The organism is Lysobacter capsici, assembly GCF_014779555.2.
In the GTDB taxonomy this organism is placed as follows: domain Bacteria; phylum Pseudomonadota; class Gammaproteobacteria; order Xanthomonadales; family Xanthomonadaceae; genus Lysobacter; species Lysobacter capsici.
On the sequence record NZ_CP094357.1, the window covers coordinates 4,211,604 to 4,229,320 of the forward strand.

At 66.6% G+C, this 17,717-nt stretch carries 16 protein-coding genes; 5 read left to right on the forward strand and 11 right to left on the reverse strand.

What is annotated here, in order from left to right; all coding sequences use genetic code 11:
* Positions 1 to 18: 18 nt before the first annotated feature.
* Together IEQ11_RS17190 and IEQ11_RS17195 are read right to left on the reverse strand one after the other, a co-directional pair.
* Complete coding sequence (locus IEQ11_RS17190; RefSeq protein ID WP_228464979.1) at positions 19 to 1,443, reverse strand: M16 family metallopeptidase; 1,425 nt, start codon at positions 1,441 to 1,443, stop codon at positions 19 to 21.
* Positions 1,444 to 1,456: 13 nt separating this feature from the next.
* The gene (locus IEQ11_RS17195; RefSeq protein ID WP_036113996.1) at positions 1,457 to 2,857 is read right to left on the reverse strand and encodes a M16 family metallopeptidase; all 1,401 of its coding nucleotides are present in this window, start codon (positions 2,855 to 2,857) and stop codon (positions 1,457 to 1,459) included.
* Positions 2,858 to 3,105: 248 nt separating this feature from the next.
* Between IEQ11_RS17195 and IEQ11_RS17200 the strand changes: the two genes are divergently transcribed.
* Positions 3,106 to 3,594 carry an NUDIX hydrolase gene (locus tag IEQ11_RS17200; protein ID WP_191823316.1) on the forward strand — a complete coding sequence of 163 codons (489 nt, stop codon included), beginning with the start codon at positions 3,106 to 3,108 and terminating at the stop codon, positions 3,592 to 3,594.
* Positions 3,595 to 3,666: 72 nt separating this feature from the next.
* On the opposite strand, the gene IEQ11_RS17205 is transcribed toward IEQ11_RS17200, so the two are convergent.
* The 5 genes from IEQ11_RS17205 to IEQ11_RS17225 all read right to left on the reverse strand — a co-directional run bounded on the left by IEQ11_RS17205 (position 3,667) and on the right by IEQ11_RS17225 (position 8,370).
* The gene (locus IEQ11_RS17205) at positions 3,667 to 4,428 is read right to left on the reverse strand and encodes a hypothetical protein (RefSeq protein ID WP_191823317.1); all 762 of its coding nucleotides are present in this window, start codon (positions 4,426 to 4,428) and stop codon (positions 3,667 to 3,669) included.
* A gap of 10 nt (positions 4,429 to 4,438) precedes the next feature.
* Positions 4,439 to 4,990, reverse strand: coding sequence for an energy transducer TonB (locus tag IEQ11_RS17210; protein WP_191823318.1), 552 nt, complete (start codon positions 4,988 to 4,990; stop codon positions 4,439 to 4,441).
* A gap of 1,153 nt (positions 4,991 to 6,143) precedes the next feature.
* On the reverse strand, positions 6,144 to 7,301 hold the full coding sequence (locus tag IEQ11_RS17215) for an HlyD family secretion protein (RefSeq protein WP_191822314.1): 1,158 nt from the start codon (positions 7,299 to 7,301) through the stop codon (positions 6,144 to 6,146).
* Entirely contained in the window at positions 7,298 to 7,747 is a 450-nt protein-coding gene (locus IEQ11_RS17220) for a PaaI family thioesterase (protein ID WP_057922210.1), read from the reverse strand. The genes IEQ11_RS17215 and IEQ11_RS17220 overlap by 4 nt, the downstream gene beginning before the upstream one ends.
* Positions 7,744 to 8,370 (reverse strand): TetR/AcrR family transcriptional regulator, encoded by a 627-nt coding sequence (locus IEQ11_RS17225; protein WP_191822315.1) that lies wholly within the window; start codon positions 8,368 to 8,370, stop codon positions 7,744 to 7,746. Before IEQ11_RS17225 ends, IEQ11_RS17220 begins: the two co-directional genes overlap by 4 nt.
* A 65-nt stretch (positions 8,371 to 8,435) precedes the next feature.
* Here IEQ11_RS17225 and IEQ11_RS17230 point away from each other — a divergent pair, with 65 nt between their 5' ends.
* Positions 8,436 to 10,034, forward strand: coding sequence for a DHA2 family efflux MFS transporter permease subunit (locus tag IEQ11_RS17230; RefSeq protein ID WP_191822316.1), 1,599 nt, complete (start codon positions 8,436 to 8,438; stop codon positions 10,032 to 10,034).
* Positions 10,035 to 10,046: 12 nt separating this feature from the next.
* Here the strand turns inward: IEQ11_RS17230 and IEQ11_RS17235 are convergent, their stop codons facing one another.
* Together IEQ11_RS17235 and IEQ11_RS17240 are read right to left on the reverse strand one after the other, a co-directional pair.
* A complete protein-coding gene (locus IEQ11_RS17235; RefSeq protein ID WP_191822317.1) occupies positions 10,047 to 10,598 on the reverse strand; it encodes a hypothetical protein in 552 nt (183 codons plus the stop codon).
* A gap of 13 nt (positions 10,599 to 10,611) precedes the next feature.
* A complete protein-coding gene (locus tag IEQ11_RS17240; protein WP_046657498.1) occupies positions 10,612 to 11,937 on the reverse strand; it encodes a dicarboxylate/amino acid:cation symporter in 1,326 nt (441 codons plus the stop codon).
* A gap of 402 nt (positions 11,938 to 12,339) precedes the next feature.
* Between IEQ11_RS17240 and IEQ11_RS17245 the strand changes: the two genes are divergently transcribed.
* Positions 12,340 to 14,043, forward strand: coding sequence for an alkaline phosphatase (locus tag IEQ11_RS17245; RefSeq protein WP_191822318.1), 1,704 nt, complete (start codon positions 12,340 to 12,342; stop codon positions 14,041 to 14,043).
* On the opposite strand, the gene IEQ11_RS17250 is transcribed toward IEQ11_RS17245, so the two are convergent.
* Both IEQ11_RS17250 and IEQ11_RS17255 read right to left on the reverse strand, forming a co-directional pair.
* Positions 14,033 to 14,254, reverse strand: a complete 222-nt coding sequence (locus IEQ11_RS17250) for a hypothetical protein (RefSeq protein ID WP_191822319.1) — start codon at positions 14,252 to 14,254, stop codon at positions 14,033 to 14,035. The two genes, IEQ11_RS17245 and IEQ11_RS17250, sit on opposite strands and share 11 nt — an antisense overlap.
* A gap of 89 nt (positions 14,255 to 14,343) precedes the next feature.
* Positions 14,344 to 14,796 (reverse strand): CopD family protein, encoded by a 453-nt coding sequence (locus IEQ11_RS17255; RefSeq protein WP_191822320.1) that lies wholly within the window; start codon positions 14,794 to 14,796, stop codon positions 14,344 to 14,346.
* 184 nt (positions 14,797 to 14,980) lie between these two features.
* Here IEQ11_RS17255 and IEQ11_RS17260 point away from each other — a divergent pair, with 184 nt between their 5' ends.
* Complete coding sequence (locus IEQ11_RS17260; protein WP_191822321.1) at positions 14,981 to 15,589, forward strand: class I SAM-dependent DNA methyltransferase; 609 nt, start codon at positions 14,981 to 14,983, stop codon at positions 15,587 to 15,589.
* Between the two features lie 360 nt (positions 15,590 to 15,949).
* Positions 15,950 to 17,197, forward strand: coding sequence for a polyhydroxyalkanoate depolymerase (locus IEQ11_RS17265; protein ID WP_036110688.1), 1,248 nt, complete (start codon positions 15,950 to 15,952; stop codon positions 17,195 to 17,197).
* The last annotated feature ends 520 nt before the right edge of the window (positions 17,198 to 17,717 follow it).

The following is a 17,717-nucleotide window of genomic DNA, read 5'->3' on the forward strand; positions in this document are numbered from 1 at the left end:
CGCACGCTCAAGCCGCGCTCACTTCTCCAGCTTGAACTCGCCGTACTCCTTGAGCTGGCTCTGCACGGCCTTGTAGTCGCCGACCACGATGATCGACTGATCCTTGGTCGCGTAGTACTTCTTCGCCGCTGCCTGGACCTGATCGGCGCTGACCGCGCGCACCTTCGGCACGTACTCGCCGAGGAACTGCGGCGGCAGGCCGTACAGCCAGTTGCTCGCCAGCGACGCGGCCACCGATGCCTGCATCTGGTTGCCGATCAGATAGCCGCCGGCCACATAGCGCTTGGTGTCTTCCAGTTCCTGCGCCGGCACCGGGTAATCGTTGAGCTTGCCGAATTCGTAGATGAATTCGCCGATCGCAGCGCCGGTGACTTCGTTGCGCACGTCGGCCGAGGCCTGGACGATGCCGCCGGCGCGCAAGGCGTTGAGTCCGCCGCGCGCGCCGTAGGTGTAGCCCTTGTCCTCGCGCAGGTTCTGCATCAGGCGGCTGCTGAAACCGCCGCCCAGGACGATGCCGGCCAACTGCGCCGGAATGTAGTCGGCGTCGGTGGCGGCGATCGCCGGACGGCCCAGCCGCACCGCCGACTGCACGCTGCCGTCGCGCTGCACGAACAGGCGTTGCGGCTTGGCTTCGCGCCGCGCCGGCGCGGTGTCGGCGATCGGCTCGCCGCTGCCCTTCCAGCCACCGAAGGCGGCTTCGGCGTACTTGAAGCCCTCCTCGGCGCTGATCCGCCCAGTGACGATCAACAACGCGCGTTCGGGACGGAAACGGCGCGCGTGTTCGGCGCGGACCTTGTCGGCGCTGACCGCGTTGATCGCGGCCTCGGTCGGCTGGGTGTGGCCGTAGGGATGATCGCCATAGGTCGCCGCGAGCAAGGCGCGGGTGGCCTTGAAGCCCGGCTGCGCCTGCGAAACCTTCAATTCCTGCAAGGCATTGGCCTGGGCGAGCTTGACCTCGGCGTCGGGGAAATTCGCCTGCTGGGCGACTTCGGCCAGCAGCCGCAGCATCGCTTCGGACTGGGTCGGCAGCGCATAGCCGCTGAGGATCACGCCGTCGTTGAGCGCATTGGCGGCGAGCGTGCCGCCGTAGCCCTGCGCGGCCTCGGCGATCGCCTTGGCGTCGCGCTTGGGCGTGCCCTGGGTCAGCAACTGCGCATACAGCGACGCGAAGCCCGAAGCGTCGGCCGCATCGGCGGCGAAGCCGGCATTGCGCACCGCCAGCACGTAGTCGACGCGCGGCAGGCCCTTGCGCGGCACGACCCAGACTTCCAGGCCGTTGGCGAGCGTCTTCTGCGCGATCTGCGGCACCGGCAGGGCCTTGTCGGCGGCCAGCGGTGGCAGCTGCGAAGGCAGTTTGGCGGTCGGGCCGGCGAGCGCGACGCCGCCGGTCGCGACCAGAGCCAGCGAGGTCGCCAGGGCGAGCAGATTCTTGTGCATGTTCATGTCGTCTCCTCGCTCAGTTCTGGCCGGACGGCGCGGCGGCGGCGGGCGCGGCCATGGCGGTCGGCCGGCGGTCGATCACGGTGCGGTTGGCGCGGGTCAGGTAGGTCTTGGCCGCGCGCTGCAGATCGGCCGAGGTCACCGCTTCGATCCAGCCGGGAATCTTGTTGACCACGTTGGCGTCGCCCCACAGGGTCTGCATGCGCGCGACGGTGTCGGCGCGGTCGATGTAGCTTTCCAGGCCGTTGTACCAATCGGCCAGCATCTTGGTCTTGACCCGCTTGAGCGTGGCCGCGTCGACCCCGCCCTGGGCAATCTTCGCCACTTCCTCGTCGATCGCCGCGAGCACCGCGTCGGCGCTGCTGTCGGGTTTGTACAGCGCGAACAAGGTGTACAGGGTCGGGCCGTTGTAGGTCCACGGATCAGTCAAGCCGTACAGCGCCTCGACGCTGAGCGCGACCTGCTTGCGCTTGACCAGGCTCTGGTACAGACGCGAGGCCTCGTCGCCGGCCAGCACGCTGCCGAGCACCGCCATCGGCGCGTGATCGCGGCTGCCGCGCGCGGGCATCTTCCAGGCCGCGGCGATCGCCGGCACCTGCGCCAGCGCGTCGGTCTGGTTGACGCGTTTTTCCTGGGTGTTGAGGCCTTCGCTGTAATCCGGCGGCGGCGGGGTCGAACGCCCGGGGATCGCGCCGAAGTACTTGTCGGCCAGCTCGAACGCCTCGGCCGGGGTGATGTCGCCGGCGATGCCGAGCACGGCGTTGTTGGGGCCGTAGTAGTCGCGATGGAACGACTGCACGTCGGCCAGGCTGGCGTTTTCCAGATCCTGGAAGCTGCCGTAGCCGTCGTGGTTGTTCTCCCACTTCTGGAACGCGTGCTGGCCGATGTCGATCCACATGAAGCCGCCGTAGGGCTGGTTCTTCACGTTGACGCGGATTTCCTCCTTGACCACGTCCTGCTGGTTCTTCAGCGTGGTCGGGTTGAAGTCCAGGGTCTTCATGCGGTCGGCTTCCAACCACAGGATGCGGCCGAGCGCCGACACCGGCGCGACTTCGATGTAGTTGGTGAAGTCGGCGCGGGTCGAGCCGTTGTTGCGGCCGCCGCCGCCGCTGATGACCTGGTCGAACACGCCCTTGGGCGCGGTCGGCGTGCCCTGGAACATCAGGTGTTCGAACAAATGGGCGAAGCCGGTGCGGTTCTTGGGTTCCAGCCGCATGCCGACGTGATAGACCACGCTGACGCCGACGGTCGGCGAGCTGTGGTCCTCGGAGACGACCACGGTCAATCCGTTGTCGAGTTTCTTGACCGCCACCGGCACCTGCCAGCGATCGCTCTCGGCCGCGGACGCAGGAGCGAACGCGGCGGTCGTGATCGTGGTCAGTCCGGCCAGCAGTACGCTCAGATGACGCGTGCGCATGGATGGCTCCCTGTTCCTGTCGAGATGGTCTGTCGAGATGAGTCGGATGATGATGCTTGTGCGGGTCTGGCGAATGGCGTCGCGCTGCCTCGACACGCCCCGGGCCCGCGCACCTTAACCTGCCCGGGCGGGCCGCGCATGCGGGTCGAAAGTCACGTAGGGGGATGGCGCGCACGGCCCGGCGCTGGCCGTCGCCGCGCGAATCGCCGACACTGTGCGCCCCGTGTCCTTGCCCCACCGACCCGCCGATGCCGTACACGCCTATCGTGGCCACCCTGGGCTACGTGCTTTCGCCCGATGGCCGCCAAGTGTTGATGGTGCATCGCAACGCCCGCCCCGACGATCACCAGCTCGGCAAGTACAACGGCCTGGGCGGCAAGCTCGAGGCCGACGAGGACGTGGTCGCCGGCATGCGCCGCGAGATCTTCGAGGAAGCCGGCATCGACTGCACCGCGATGCAGTTGCGCGGCACTATTAGCTGGCCGGGCTTCGGCAAGCGCGGCGAGGACTGGCTCGGTTTCGTGTTCACCATCACCGCGTTCGAGGGCACGCCGTTCGCGAGCAATCCCGAAGGCTCGCTGGAGTGGGTCGACCTCGACCGCCTGCACGAACTGCCGATGTGGGAAGGCGACCGCGAGTTCCTGCCGCTGGTGTTCGACGCCGATCCCCGCGCGTTCCACGGGGTGATGCCGTATCGCGACGGGCGGATGGTGTCGTGGAAGTATTCGCGGGTTTGAGCGGCGCGTGGGCTATCGAGCCCATTCACGAATCGCTACTTGGGCCGCTTCGATACAGGAAAGCCCGCCCGCTCAGGCGGCGCGACTCGCATCGAACCGCTGTTCCACTTCGCTCCAGGGCAGCGCCAGAACCCGATGGGGGTCCGGCAGCGGCCAATCCGCGTCCCACACCGCACGCACGGACACATCGAATGCCCGCCCGCTGAAAGTGCATTGCAGCAACAGACCCGAGACCGGCGCATGCAGGAGCGTCAAGCATTCGCTCGGCCGAATCGGTTCGCGCGCGCGATCGTTCGGGCCAGAGTCGTTCGGGTCGGACGCATCGCGTTCGCATTCGTAGACCACCAGGCTGTGCAGGTCGTCGATCTTCATTACGTGCATGAGATCGACCACCTTGCTGTCCAGCGAAAACGTCCTGCACTCGCTGAAACGGCAATGGCGCTGGATCACCTGGCCGTGTTCCACATCCTCGCGATAGACCCGCCCACGCTCGGGCCAATGCCGCGCGACATCCCTGGCGTACCCGAATACGTACCAGGCGCAGCCCAGGACCACGAACGCCACCGACGAAGCCAATGCGGCGACCATCGCGTCCGCTGGAAAAGCGAAGCCGCCGACAAGCCTGTTCGACATCCACATCACCAACACAACCAGCGGCAGCACCAGCAGGCCGCGGGTCAGCGACATGAAAAGCCACTTTCGCAGCATCGGCGCGAACATCGAGGGCGCCGGGCCGAAGTCTCCGTAACCGGAGAGCCGTTGAATTTCATCCGCGGTCATCGCACGCGTAACCGTCTGCATCGCCGCCGCGCCGCGGTCGCTGTCGAGCGCCATGACCGCGCCCTCAGTCACCGACCCGCACCGTGCCCTTGCCGTCCTTCTGTTCGAACACGAAGCTGAAAGCCAGGCTCACCGCGACCGCTTCTTCCTTGCCGGTCACGCAGCCTTCTTCCTGCGGCCTGGCGCCTGGATAGACGCAGCGGAACGCCGGATCGAAACGCCACTGCCGCACCGCCGCCTGCGCGGCTTCGACGAACTGCGGGGCGGCGGCGGTCGAGGCCGGGCAGCCCTGCTCGATTCCCACTGGATGGCTGCCGCTGACCCGGCCGTCCGCGCCGATCGCCACGTTCAGGCAGACCGTTTGCGGCGCCAATCGCTGCGCGAGCAATTCCCGCGGATAGGCCGGCGCGGCGTTGTCGCGTTCGGCCAGCGGCATCTGGAAGGTTTCGTTGTCGGCCAGTTGCATGCGTTCGGGCGCGGTCAGCAGCTTGTCGATCGAACGCACGCCGACCGCGCCGGTGTGCGGGTCGTCCTGCGTCGCGGCGTGCGGCGGCGCGCTGGCGCAGGCGCTCAACATCACCACGCAGCCGCTGAGCATCCATGAGTTGAATCGCATCGTTGTCTCCATGACTACGTGAATATCGTTGTGTCGCCGCGATGGGGTCGGCCGATGGCCGATGTCGCCGGCGTGTCCATGAACCCTCGCGTCTGGCGGCTTGCACGGCCTCGAGGCGGCGCTTGATTTTGTCGGAGGCGACGCTTTGGATGTTGCCATGATCGGGCGGTTGCGGCATCTCGTGGGTCGGTGTCTGGGTCGGTGTTTTGGCGAAGGGAGGCCCGATTCGATGCTCGTCGGGTCGTTTGTTCCGACGTAATGTCGTCGTCGCGGTCGCAGTGTCCGGTGCGTTGCCTGATTTGGGCCATGGGTCGCGATGGTGATGACCTTCGTCGATGTCGGGACGATGTGCGATTGGCGGATGTCCCTTTGGGCGCTACATCAATCGCTGGCCGTTAGATCGCTGGCTGCAGTTTGCGACTGCGCCATGAGCTCGTCGTTGTCGTGATGACGTGGTCGCGGCTCGCGCCGCTCCTACAGGGAGGCCATGTGGCTTTTGCTTGAGTTTGAAGCCCTATTCCACCACCAGCGCTGCGAGGCTTGTAACTCGCGTTAGCAAAAGCACACCCGTAGGGCGGCGTGCAGGATGCACGCCGTGCGCCACCGGGACATGGATGTCCCGTGTGGCGCATGCCCGCGTAAGCACCGCACTTGCGGGCCCTTGATTCAAAGAAAAGCGTTTTTCTTTGGTTACCTTTCTTTTGTCGCTTTTGACAAAAGAAAGTAACTCGGCCGCTTGCGGACGAAAGCTGTTGATCTTGCCTCTGGCTTCAAAAGCTCTAGAGCTTTGAAGCTTTGAAGCTTTGAAACCTTTAAAGCTGCAAGCAGGGTCAAAAGCTTCCGCCGCTAAAGCGGCGGGTCACTTTCTTTTGTCTAAAGCAACAAAAGAAAGGTAACCAAAGAAAAATGCTTTTTTTGAATCAAGGGCCCGCGCGATCGGTGCTTACGCGGGCATGCGCCACACGGGACATCCTGTCCCGGTGGCGCACGGCGCACATCCATGTGCGCCGCCCTTCGGGTGTGCTTTTACTAACGCGAGTTACAGGCCTCGCAGCGCTGGATGTGATGACTGAAATGTGGCTCGAGCAACAGCAACAACTCCAACGGCAACGGCAACGGCAACGGCAACGGCAACGGCAATCGTCAGAATGATTCAAGGCACCGCCGACACCAACGTCGCCGTCGGCGGCGTATCCAGCCGGACACTCACCGTGCTCGACAAGCCCGGACGCAACCGCGCCAGCTCGGGCTGACCCGGATCGAACCGAATCCGCACCGGCACGCGCTGCACGATCTTGGTGAAATTGCCGGTACCCGGCTCGAACGGCAGCAACGAAAACTGCGACCCCGAGCCCGGCGCGAAACTGTCGATGCGCCCGTGCAAGGTCGTGCCGGGCAAGGCGTCGACTTCGATGTTCGCGCGCTGGCCCGCCATCATCCGCGCGGTCTGGGTTTCCTTGAAATTGGCGACCACGTACAAGGCGCCCAGCGGCACGATGCTCATCACCCGGGTGCCGGGTTGGACGTAATCGCCCTGCTCGATCTGGCGGTCGGCGACGACGCCGTCGATCGGCGCGCGGATCAAGGTGTGGCGCTGATCCTGCAAGGCCAGATTCAACGCCGCCTGCGCGCGCGCAACGTTCGCCTGCGCCTGCGCCAGGCCGGCTTGCAAGCTCGAGCGCTTGGCGCGGGTGACATCGGCCTGGTTGCGGCTGACCTCGAACTCGGCGCGGCTGCGCTGCGCGCCGACCTGGGCGGTGATCGCCGCGGCGCGGAACTGCTCCACGTCCTGACGCGCGACCGCGCCGGACGCGACCAGGTTGTCGTAACGCCGACGATTAGCCTGGGCGACCTCGCTCTGCGCGTCGGATGCGCGGATCGACACCTGCGCGGCGTGCACGGTGGATTGCGCCAGCCGCTGCTCGGCATCCAGCGACACCAGCGCCGCCTGCGCGGCCTGCACCGCGGCGCGCGCATCCTGCAGATCGGCGCCGGCCGAGGCGACCTTGGCGTCGAACTCCTCGGCGTCGATGCGCAGCAGGGCGTCGCCGCGCTTGACCACCTGGTTGTGGTTGACCAGCACCTGCGCGACCAGGCCGCGCACCTTCGGCGCGACGATCGAACTGTCGGCCTGCAGATAGGCGTTGTCGGTGGAGACCGAACGCTTCGGCGAGAGAATGTAGGCCGCGCCGCCGATCGCCAACGCGACCGCCACGGCGACCGCGATCACCGCCTTGCGCGAAGGCCGCCAGCGCGGCTTGGCCGCGCCATCGACGGCGCCACCGCCCGCGGCGTTCACCGCGGTGTTCATCGCTCCATCACCAACAAGGTCGACGTCGCCGAGGCATGCAAGCGGCCACTGGCATCGATCAACCGCGCTTCGGCGAATGCCGCGCGGCGGCCGATGGATACCACATGGCCTTCGGCGCGCATCGGTCCGCTCTGGTCGGTGATCGCCTTGTGGTAGGCGACCTTGATCTCCAGGGTCGTGTACAGCTGCTGCGCGCTCAGGCGGGTATGCACCGCGCAGCCGCAGGCCGAATCGAGCAAGGTCGCGGCGTAACCGCCATGGATCATGCCGATCGGGTTGTAGGCGTGCTGGCCGGGCGTGCCGACGAACACCGCGGTGCCGTCGCCGACTTCGGCCAGGTTGAAATCCAATGCGATCGCGATGCCCGGACGGCGTCCGGCGGCGATCAAAGCGCGCAATTGTTCAATGCCACTCAAACCCGCGCCGGTTTCATCAACAAGACTCATCGCTGCGCTCCCCTTTTGTTGTCGTCCAGACCCGCGTCATCCAAACCCAGCCGGCGTTTGAGCAAGCCGCGCGCGTCGGCGAGGATCGCGTCCGAACGCGCGCCATCGGGTTCGCTGCGCGCGATCGCCAGGGTGCCCAGCAATTCGGCCAGGACCGAACGCGACAAGGCCGCCGCATCGGCGTAACCCAATTGCGCCAACGGCGCGGCGATGCGCTCGCTCAAGGCGGTCACGCCGGCGCTGAAACGTTCGCGCGAGGCCGCGCCCAGGCGCGGCACGTCGGCGGCCAGCGCCGCGACCGGGCAGCCCTTACCCATCGCGTCGCGATGGCGCGTCGACAGATAGAAATCGATATAGGCCGTCAACGCCTGCGCCGGCGGTTTGTCGCCGTAAACGTGATGGTCGATGCGCGCGCGCGCGTCGATGAACATGTGATCGATCGCGGCGGTGATCAGCTCGTCCTTCGAAGCGAAATGCGCGTAGAAGCCGCCGTGGGTCAGGCCGGCCTCGCTCATCACCGCGGCCACGCCGACCCGGTGCGGGCCCTGGCTGCGGATGGCGTTGGCCGCGACCGCGAGCACGCGCTCGCGGGTCTTGAGTTTGTGTTCGCTGTCGTAGCGCATGGCTTGACCGCCAGACTTAGTATGACGATCATCATACTAAGTCCATCGCGCTTGGCAAGGCCCCCATGAGCACCTCCCTGCCCACGCCCGCCGCGGCCGACGCGATCGCCCCGGCCGACCTGCCGAACGCGCGCAAATTCCTGATCTTCGCGGTCATGGCCTTCGGCCAGTTCATGGCCCTGCTCGATATCCAGATCGTCGCCGCCTCGCTCAACGAGGTGCAGGCCGGGCTGTCGGCCGGGCCGGACGAGATCAGCTGGGTGCAGACCGGTTATCTGATGGCCGAGCTGGTGATGATTCCGTTCTCGGCGTTCCTGGCCCAGGCCTTGTCGACCCGCGTGCTGTTCGCCTTGTCGGCGGGCTTGTTCACTGTGTCGAGCGCGCTGTGCGGGCTGGCCTGGGACATCGATTCGATGGTCGCGTTCCGGGTCGTGCAGGGCTTCGTCGGCGGCGCGATGATCCCGACCGTGTTCGCCACCGGCTTCGCCCTGTTCACCGGCAAACAGCGCGCGATGATCCCGGCGATTCTCGGCATGGTCGCGGTGCTGGCGCCGACGCTCGGGCCGACCGTCGGCGGCTGGCTGACCGAAGTCGCCGGCTGGCGCTGGATCTTCTACATCAACATCCTGCCCGGGATCGCGGTGACGGCGCTGTCGTACTCATTGATCCGCGTCGACCGGCCGAACCTGCCGATGCTCAAACGCATCGACTATTCGCACCTGGCGGCGATGGCGGTGTTTCTGGGCTGTTTGCAGTACGTGCTGGAAGAAGGCCCGCGCCACGACTGGTTCGAGGACGGAGGCATCGTCATGGCGGCGTGGTTTTCGCTGGTGGCGTTCGGGTTGTTCCTGGAGCGTTCGTTTCGCTCGAAGGGGCCGATCGTGCGGCTGTCGCCGTTTCGCAATCGCAATTTCGTGTTCGCGTGCGTGTTCAACCTCGTGATCGGTTTCGGCCTGTACTCATCGACCTATCTGATCCCGGTGTTCCTCGGCCGCGTGCGCGGCTACAACAGCCTGGACATCGGCACCACCGTGTTCGTCACCGGCATCGCCCAGTTGTTCGGCACGGTGCTGGTCGCGCGCCTGTCGCAACGCGTCGACGCGCGCCACATGATCACCGTCGGCCTGCTGCTGTTCGCGACCAGCCTGTGGTTGACCTCGCAACTCACCGCGCAGTGGGGTTTCGCCGCCCTGCTCGCGCCGCAGGCGCTGCGCGGCTTCGCGATCATGATGTGCATCGTGCCGAGCGTGAACATGGCCCTGTCGGGTTTCGCCATGACCGAACTGCGCTACGCCTCGGGCCTGTTCAATCTGATGCGCAATCTCGGCGGCGCGCTCGGCATCGCCATCGTCAACACCTGGCTGGGCGATCACAGCCGCATCCACGCGGCGCGGTTCGGCGAGAGCCTTGGCGAAGCCGGGCGGCATGCGGGCGGCTTCATCGCCGCGTTGGCGGCGCGGGTCGGCGAATACACGCCCGATCCCGCGCAGGCCTTGCTGATCGCGCAGGGCGAAATGGCCAAGGTGATCGCGCGTCAGTCGCTGACCCTGGCGTTCAACGACGTGTTCCGGTTGATGGCGTGGATCTTCCTGGCCGCGCTGATCATGGTGCCGCTGTGCCGCAGCAGCCTGGCGCCGGCGCCGCCGAATGCCGATGCGCATTGAGGCCGGGCGGGCTCAGCGTCCGGCGTCGGCTTTCGGGTCCGGTTCGATGGCGTTCGTGACCTTCGGCGCCGCTCCGGTGCTCAGGCGACGCAGCGGCACCAGGCCGTAGTACTGAAAGAAATAACCCGTGGTGTTCGGCACGCATTCGCCCTGAAAGTCGATACAGGGCTCGGCGTCGCGCGGGACGTGCAGGATCACCAGATTGTCCCGGGTCACCAGGCCTTCGTCGTCGATCTTGCGGCCGTAACCGTAAATACCGCGGCGCAGATGTTCGCTGGCCGGATACAGCCGCACCGGCTCGCTCCAGGTGTCGCGGTCGGTGCGCATCGCCAGACGGTAGCCCTGCGCGTCGCGCGAGATCTCCAGGAACGCACCGGGCTCGTCGTCGTCGCGATCGCGCTGGTAGGTGCCGACGAAGCGGTCCTGCATCGGCGCGGCCGCGGCGGGACGCGTCGGTGCGGCGCAACCCGCTAGCCACACCGCCAAGGCCGCGGCGATGACGGGCAATGCGATGCGAGTCGATGCGCGTAGGTTCGAACGGTGTTCCTTCACCACGAGCGTCATCGCCGCATCCGGCTCATGCGCGGGTTTCTTCCTCGATCCCGACGTTGGTCGGCGCCGCGTCGTAGACCGCCTTGTCGAGCAGACCGGTTTCCTTCGCCACCAGCACCGGCACCAGCATCTGCCCGGTCACGTTGGTCATGGTCCGCATCATGTCGAGCACGCGATCGATCGCGTACAGATAACCGATCGTCTCCAGCGGCAGGCCGGCGGCGCTGAGCACCACGGTCGCCATGATCACCGCGGTGCCGGGCACGCCGGCGGTGCCGAAGCTGCCGAGCACGGAGGCGATCATCACGATGAAGTACTGGTCGGCGGTCAACGGCGTGCCGGTGTATTGCGAAATGAACACCGCGCACAGCGCCGGATAGATCGCGCCGCAGCCGTCCATCTTGATGCTCGCGCCCAAGGGCGAGGCGAACGCCGCGTAATCCTTGTTGACGCCGAGGTTATGGGTGATCGACCGCATCGCCACCGGCATCGCGGCGAAGCTCGAGGAACTCACGAACGCCACCTGCATGCCCGGCGCCGCGCCGCGGAAGAACTTGAGCGGGTTCAGCCCGTGCGCCAGCAACAGGCCGCTGTAGACCACGACGATGTGCAATGCGCAGGCGACGTACAGCGCCAGCACGAAACTGCCCAGCGGCAGCAGCTTCTCGAACCCGTACGCGCCGACCAGCGAAGCGATCAGGCCGAAGGTGCCGATCGGGGTGACTTCCAGCACGAAGCGGGTCACCTGGATCATCAGGTCGCTGGTCTCGCCGACCAGCTTGCGCACGCCGGCGACTTTCTCGCCGAGCTTGACCATGGCGAAGCCGAGCAATCCGGCGAAGAAGATCACCGGCAGGATCGAGCCCTTGCCGGCGGCGAGCACGGTTTCGCCGGCCGCGTTCTTGGTCGCGCCGATGCCGGTCAAGGCGTAGAACGGATTGCTCGGCACCACGTCGAGCAAGACCTTGACCACGCTGGGCACGTCGCGCGGCTTGTAGCCCGAATCCACCGCCAGCCCGGTCACGCCGGCGCCGGGCTGCATGATCGTGCCGACCGCCAGGCCGATGCCGACCGCGAGCACCGCGGTGATCGCGAACCAGGCGAAGGTGCGGCCGCCGAGCGCGGCGATCGATTTCTGCCCGTGCAGGGACGCGACCGCGTTGATTACCGCAAAAAACACCAGGGGCACCGCGATCATCTTGATCAGGGTGACGTACAGATCGCCGAGCGGCCCGAACCAGGTGTCGGCTGCCGGACCGAAGGCCCAGCCGGCCAGCGCGCCGAGCACGAAGCCGGCGACCACGCGCTGCCAGAACGGGATGCGGAACCAGGCCGAGAACAAAGCGGTCATCGCGGGCTATCCAATGAGTGCGTCGGTGAATGCGTCGATTGGTACGAACCGGACGCGGCCGATGGCGGACGCGTTGACGGATGGGTGGGACGACACGATAAACAGCTTCGCCGCGGCGCTGCCTGATCTGAGCGCATAAGCCGGCAACGAAACATTATTACTGCGGACAGCTTCGGCAAACCAGCCGGGCTGCGTTGGGACAATAGTGGATCGGTGGGGCGATGCGAGGAACGAGTTCAGAGAAGTGAGAAATGAGCGGATGCCGGCGGCCTTACTCGTTTCTCACTCCTGTGAACTCGTTCCTGCCCTTCAACCTGCCTCAAACGGCAAAAGCCCGCCCAACCGCGGTCACACGCCCGATGCATAATCGCCGGCTTGTCATTCCCAACGCCCGGCCCGCCCATGTCCAAGCTGCGTTCCGCTTCCGTTCTGCTCGTCCCCGCGCTGCTCACCGCCTGCGCCGCGGCCGCTCCGACCCGACCCGATGCGCCCGGCGCCGGCGTGGCGGTCGATGTCCCGGCGATCCAGCACCCGCAGGGCGAAACCCCGGCCTGGTGGTATCGCGACGGCGCCGCCCAGGCCGCGCAGCGCGGCACCTCGTCGGCCAAGGCCAAGAACGTGATCCTGTTCGTCGGCGACGGCATGAGCCTGACCACGGTCGCCGCCGCGCGCATCCTCGCCGGCCAGCTCAAGGGCGCGCCCGGCGAAGAAAACCGCCTGAGCTGGGAACGCTTCCCCTCGACCGCGCTGAGCAAAACCTACAACACCGATTCGCAGACCCCCGACTCGGCCGGCACCATGAGCGCCATGGCCACCGGGGTGAAGACCCGCGCCGGCGTGCTCAGCATCGGCCAGAAGGGCCTGCGCGGCGACTGCGCGGCCGCGTTGCAGGCGCCGATGCTGACCTTGTGGGAACTCGCCGCGAGCCAACGCCTGGCCACCGGCGTGGTCACCACCACCCGCGTCACCCACGCCACCCCGGGCGCGACCTTCAGCCATTCGGCCGATCGCAACTGGGAAAACGACATGGACCTGCCCGACAAGGCCAAGTCCGAAGGCTGCATCGACATCGCCCGGCAGATGATCGAATCGCCCTACGGCACCGGCCCGGACGTATTGATGGGCGGCGGCCGCGGCAACTTCATGACCGTCGAGCAGCGCGACCCCGAGTACGACGACAAGGTCGGCCAGCGTCTGGACGGCCGCGACCTGATCGCGACCTGGAAGCAGCGCCACCCCGGCGGCGAGTACGTGTGGAACGCCAAGCAGTTCGCCGCCGCGCCCAAGGACCAGCCGCTGTTCGCGCTGTTCGAACCCGACCACATGCAGTTCGACCACGACCGCCCGCAGGACGGCGCGGGCGAACCCTCGCTCGCCGAAATGACGGTCGCGGCGATCGAACGGCTCAAGAAGGTCAAGGGCGACAACGGCTTCGTGCTGCTGGTCGAGGGCGGCCGCATCGATCATGCGCACCACATGGGTAACGCCTATCGCGCCTTGACCGACACCATCGCCCTGAGCGAAGCGGTGGAAGCGGCGAACAAGGCGACCTCGGCCGACGACACCCTGATTTTGGTCACCGCCGATCACTCGCACACCCTGAGCTTCGTCGGCTACCCGACCCGCGGCAACCCGATGCTCGGCAAGGTGCGCGGCAGCAGCGGCGAAGACGGCGATCCCAACGACTACGCCCGCGACGCGCTCGGCAAGCCCTACACCACGCTCAACTACAGCAACGGCCCGGGCTACACCGGCGCCAGCTCGCAGCAGCCCGAAGGCCCGCACAAATTCCCGCACACCGCCAGCGGCATGCAGGAAATCGAGAAGGGCCGCCCGGACCTGAGCAACGTCGACACCCAGGCGCCCGACTACATGCAGGAAGCCCTGGTCCCGACCACCGCCGAAACCCACGGCGGCGACGACGTCGGCATCTGGGCGCGCGGCCCCGGCAGCAGCGCGGTGCGCGGCAGCGTCGAGCAGAACACGATCTATCACTTCCTGTTGCAGTCGATGCCGAAGCTGCGCGCTTCGCTGTGCGCGAAGGGCGATTGCGATGCGAACCAGGTGCCGGTGATGTTGCCCAAGGCGGATCAGTTCAAGAATTGAGTGGCGCAGTGAACTGATCGAAAAGCGAATCCACCCTGCCCCCCTTTTGCAAAGGGGGGAACAGCACGGGCTTGGGAATGAAAACGGCGACCACGAGGTCGCCGTTTTCTTTTGCATCACGTTCGGGGCGAATCTTCAACAACCCGCGGATGCTCAATGGATCGACATTGTTGACGTTATCGCCAGCACACCACGCAATCTGCCGCAGCAACGAATGCAGTCTCCCCCTTTGCAAAAGGGGGATTAAGGGGGATTCGCTTTTGCCCTTGCTCTCACCTTCGGCCGCGCCAACCCCATCCCTCAAAACGGCTTGGCCAACACCAACCAGACAATCGCAATCAACGCCAGCAACGGCAGCTCATTGAACAAGCGCAAGGTCCGCGACGAAGGCAGCGCCCGCCCCTTGTCCACGCCCTTGAGCCAGCGCCCGGTAAAGATGAAATACACCAGCAACACCACGACCAAGGTCAGCTTGACGTGCAGCCAGCCGCCGACCGCGAACATCTGCGGCAGCCCGTCGCCGAACACCCGATAGCCCTGCCACATCAACAGCCCGCACAAGAACGCGATGCCGAACATGACGTGGCCGAAGCGATACAGCTTGCGCCCCATCAACACCAGCCGCGCGCGCACCGCCGGCTCGTGACCGACCTCGGCGATGTTGACCAGGATCCGCGGCAGGTAGAACACCGACGCCATCCAGGCGATAACGAACACGACATGGAAGGTCTTGGTCCACAGATAGGCATTCATCGCGGGCTTCCTGATTGGGGCTGGCGGGTGGATACAAGGACGAGGGAACCGGCTGCGAACCGCCGCGCCGCCGACGCGCGATCACGCCGATATCGGCATGGACTCGCGGCGGCGATCGAACTTGCCGCCGCAGCGATCCCGCAGCGCGTTAGGATGCCACGCTCCACCGCAAGCCACCGCCACGATGAGCAAACAGTACGACGCCGCCTATTTCCAGCGCTGGTACCGCGACCCTACCCTGAAGCATCAGGCCATCGGCGGCGCCGCGCGGCTGGCGCGCAAGGTCGCGCTGACCGTCGCCACCGCCGAATACCACCTCGAGCGCCCGATCCGCAGCGTGCTCGACATCGGCTGCGGCGAAGGACCGTGGCGCGCGCCGCTGCTCAAGCTGCGCCCGCGCCTGCAGTATCTGGGATTCGACAGCAGCGAGTACGCCACTGCGCGCTTTGGTCGCAGCCGCAACCTGCACCTGGCGCGGTTCGGCGATTTCGAATACCTGCGCCCGTGCGCGCCGGTCGACCTGCTGATCTGCAGCGACGTGCTGCATTACCTGGACACCCGCGAACTCGACCGCGGCCTGCCCGGCCTGGCCGAGCTGTGCGGCGGCGTCGCGTTCCTGGAGACCTTCACCCGCGAGGACGGGATCGAAGGCGACACCGACGACTTCAAGCGCCGCCCGGCCGCGTTCTATCGCGAGCGCTTCGCCGCGCAGGGCTTCACCGCGCTGGGCTCGCACCTGTGGCTGGCGCGGCGTTTGCGCTTCGGCACCTCGGCGCTCGAGACCGCCGGTTAAGTTCGTAGCCCCCCTGTAGGAGCGGCGCGAGCCGCGACCGCGCCACCACGCCTGCGACGCGCCCGGCCGCAGACCCGATCCCACGCTCATCGCTCCAGAGGCTCCAACAGCATCGGTTCGGAGAGGGGCGCCGCGACCGAAGTGGCGCAGTCGCGGCTCGCGCCGCTCCTACAGTGGCGCCTTCGTGGACTCGCGGCATCTGCACCGTCTCACCACCTCGTGGCACGCAACCCACCACCCGCCGCGCCATTCACGCGACCGCCGTCCCAATCCGTTATGCTGCGCCGCAGCAAACCGCAGGCCCCGGAACCCGCTACGCTCCGGCGCCAGTTCGCCCGCCAAAGAGAGTCCGACCCGATGCTGCTTTATCAGATGCACGAATTCGGCCGCGCCTGGATGGCCCCGATGACCTACTGGGCCGATGCCGGCGCGAAGATGTTCGCCGCGCCCGGCAGCTGGCTGTCGACCGTACCGGGCGCCTCGCGCCTGGCCGCCGGCTACGAACTGCTCTACCGCATCGGCAAGGATTACGAGAAGCCCGAGTTCGGCATCCACTCGATCCAGATCGACGGCAACACCTACCCGGTGATCGAGCGCGAGATGCAGCGCAAGCCGTTCTGCCGGCTGCTGCGCTTCAAGCGCTACGCCGACGACGCCGACAACATCGCCGAGCTCAAGGACGATCCGCCGGTGCTGGTGGTCGCGCCGCTGTCGGGCCATCACAGCACCCTGCTGCGCGACACGGTCAAGACCCTGCTGCGCGACCACAAGGTCTACATCACCGACTGGATCGACGCGCGCATGGTGCCGACCGAGGACGGCGCGTTCACCCTCGACGATTACGTCGGCTACATCCAGGACTTCATCCGCCTGATCGGCGCCGACACCCTGCACGTGATCAGCGTCTGCCAGCCGACCGTGCCGGTGCTCGCGGCGGTGTCGCTGATGGCCGCGCGCGGCGAACCCACCCCGCGTTCGCTGGTGATGATGGGCGGCCCGATCGACACCCGCGAAAGCCCGACCAAGGTCAACGACCTGGCCGTGCACAAGCCGCTGTGGTGGTTCGAGAACAACGTGATCCATCACGTGCCGGCGAACTTCCCCGGCCGCGGCCGCCGCGTCTATCCCGGCTTCCTGCAGCACAGCGGCTTCGTGGCGATGAACCCGGAGCGGCATTTCCAGTCGCACTGGGATTTCTACCAGGACCTGCTCAAGGGCGACCTGGAGGACGCCGACTCGCATCGGCGTTTCTACGACGAATACAACGCCGTGCTCGACATGCCGGCCGAGTACTACCTCGACACCATCCGCGTCGTGTTCCAGGAACACCTGCTGCCGCGCGGACTGTGGGACGTGGCCGGCGAGCGCGTGAACCCCGGCGCGATCAACAACACCGCGCTGCTGACCATCGAAGGCGAACTCGACGACATCTCCGGCCAGGGCCAGACCCGCGCCGCGCACACGCTGTGCACCGGCGTGGCCGAAGCCGACCGCCAGCACATCACCGTCGACGGCGCCGGCCACTACGGCATCTTCAGCGGCCGTCGCTGGCGCGATCAGGTGTATCCGCAGGTGCGCAACTTCATCGCAAAATACGCGGCGAAGTAAACCGCCGCATCCCGCACGACTGCGCGTTATCGCGGTCCGCCCGACCTAAGGCGTCGGGCGGACCGTTTTGTTTTGCGCGCCGCGGAATACGTAGACGGCGCGCGGCTTGCGGTCTCCCGTAAGCGAACGCGCGAGTGCGCAACCGTTAGCCGTCGGCTGGACGGCCTGCGTGCATCCGTACTCCGCACGGCTTTGCAATCCCTGCCGCTGCGCGCTCCGCGGCGAGAAAACAGCGACACGCGCCGTTAAAAACTGTCGACTGCGCATCAATTACGCACGGCCATGACGGCAGCCGGCACCGGGATGGCTACAGTCGCCTCAGCCGCGCGGCGAACGAGTCCGCGCGATCGCAGGATGACGATTCCCATGCAGCTAAGGAGAGCTGGATGAACCCTCACGCAGGCAGCGCGCGCATGGCGCACGCACACGGCCGCAAGCGTCGCGACCGATCGTCGTCATCCCTCATCGATCCAGCCACGCCGCCATATTCGCGGCGGTCGCCGCGCACGCATTTGATCGA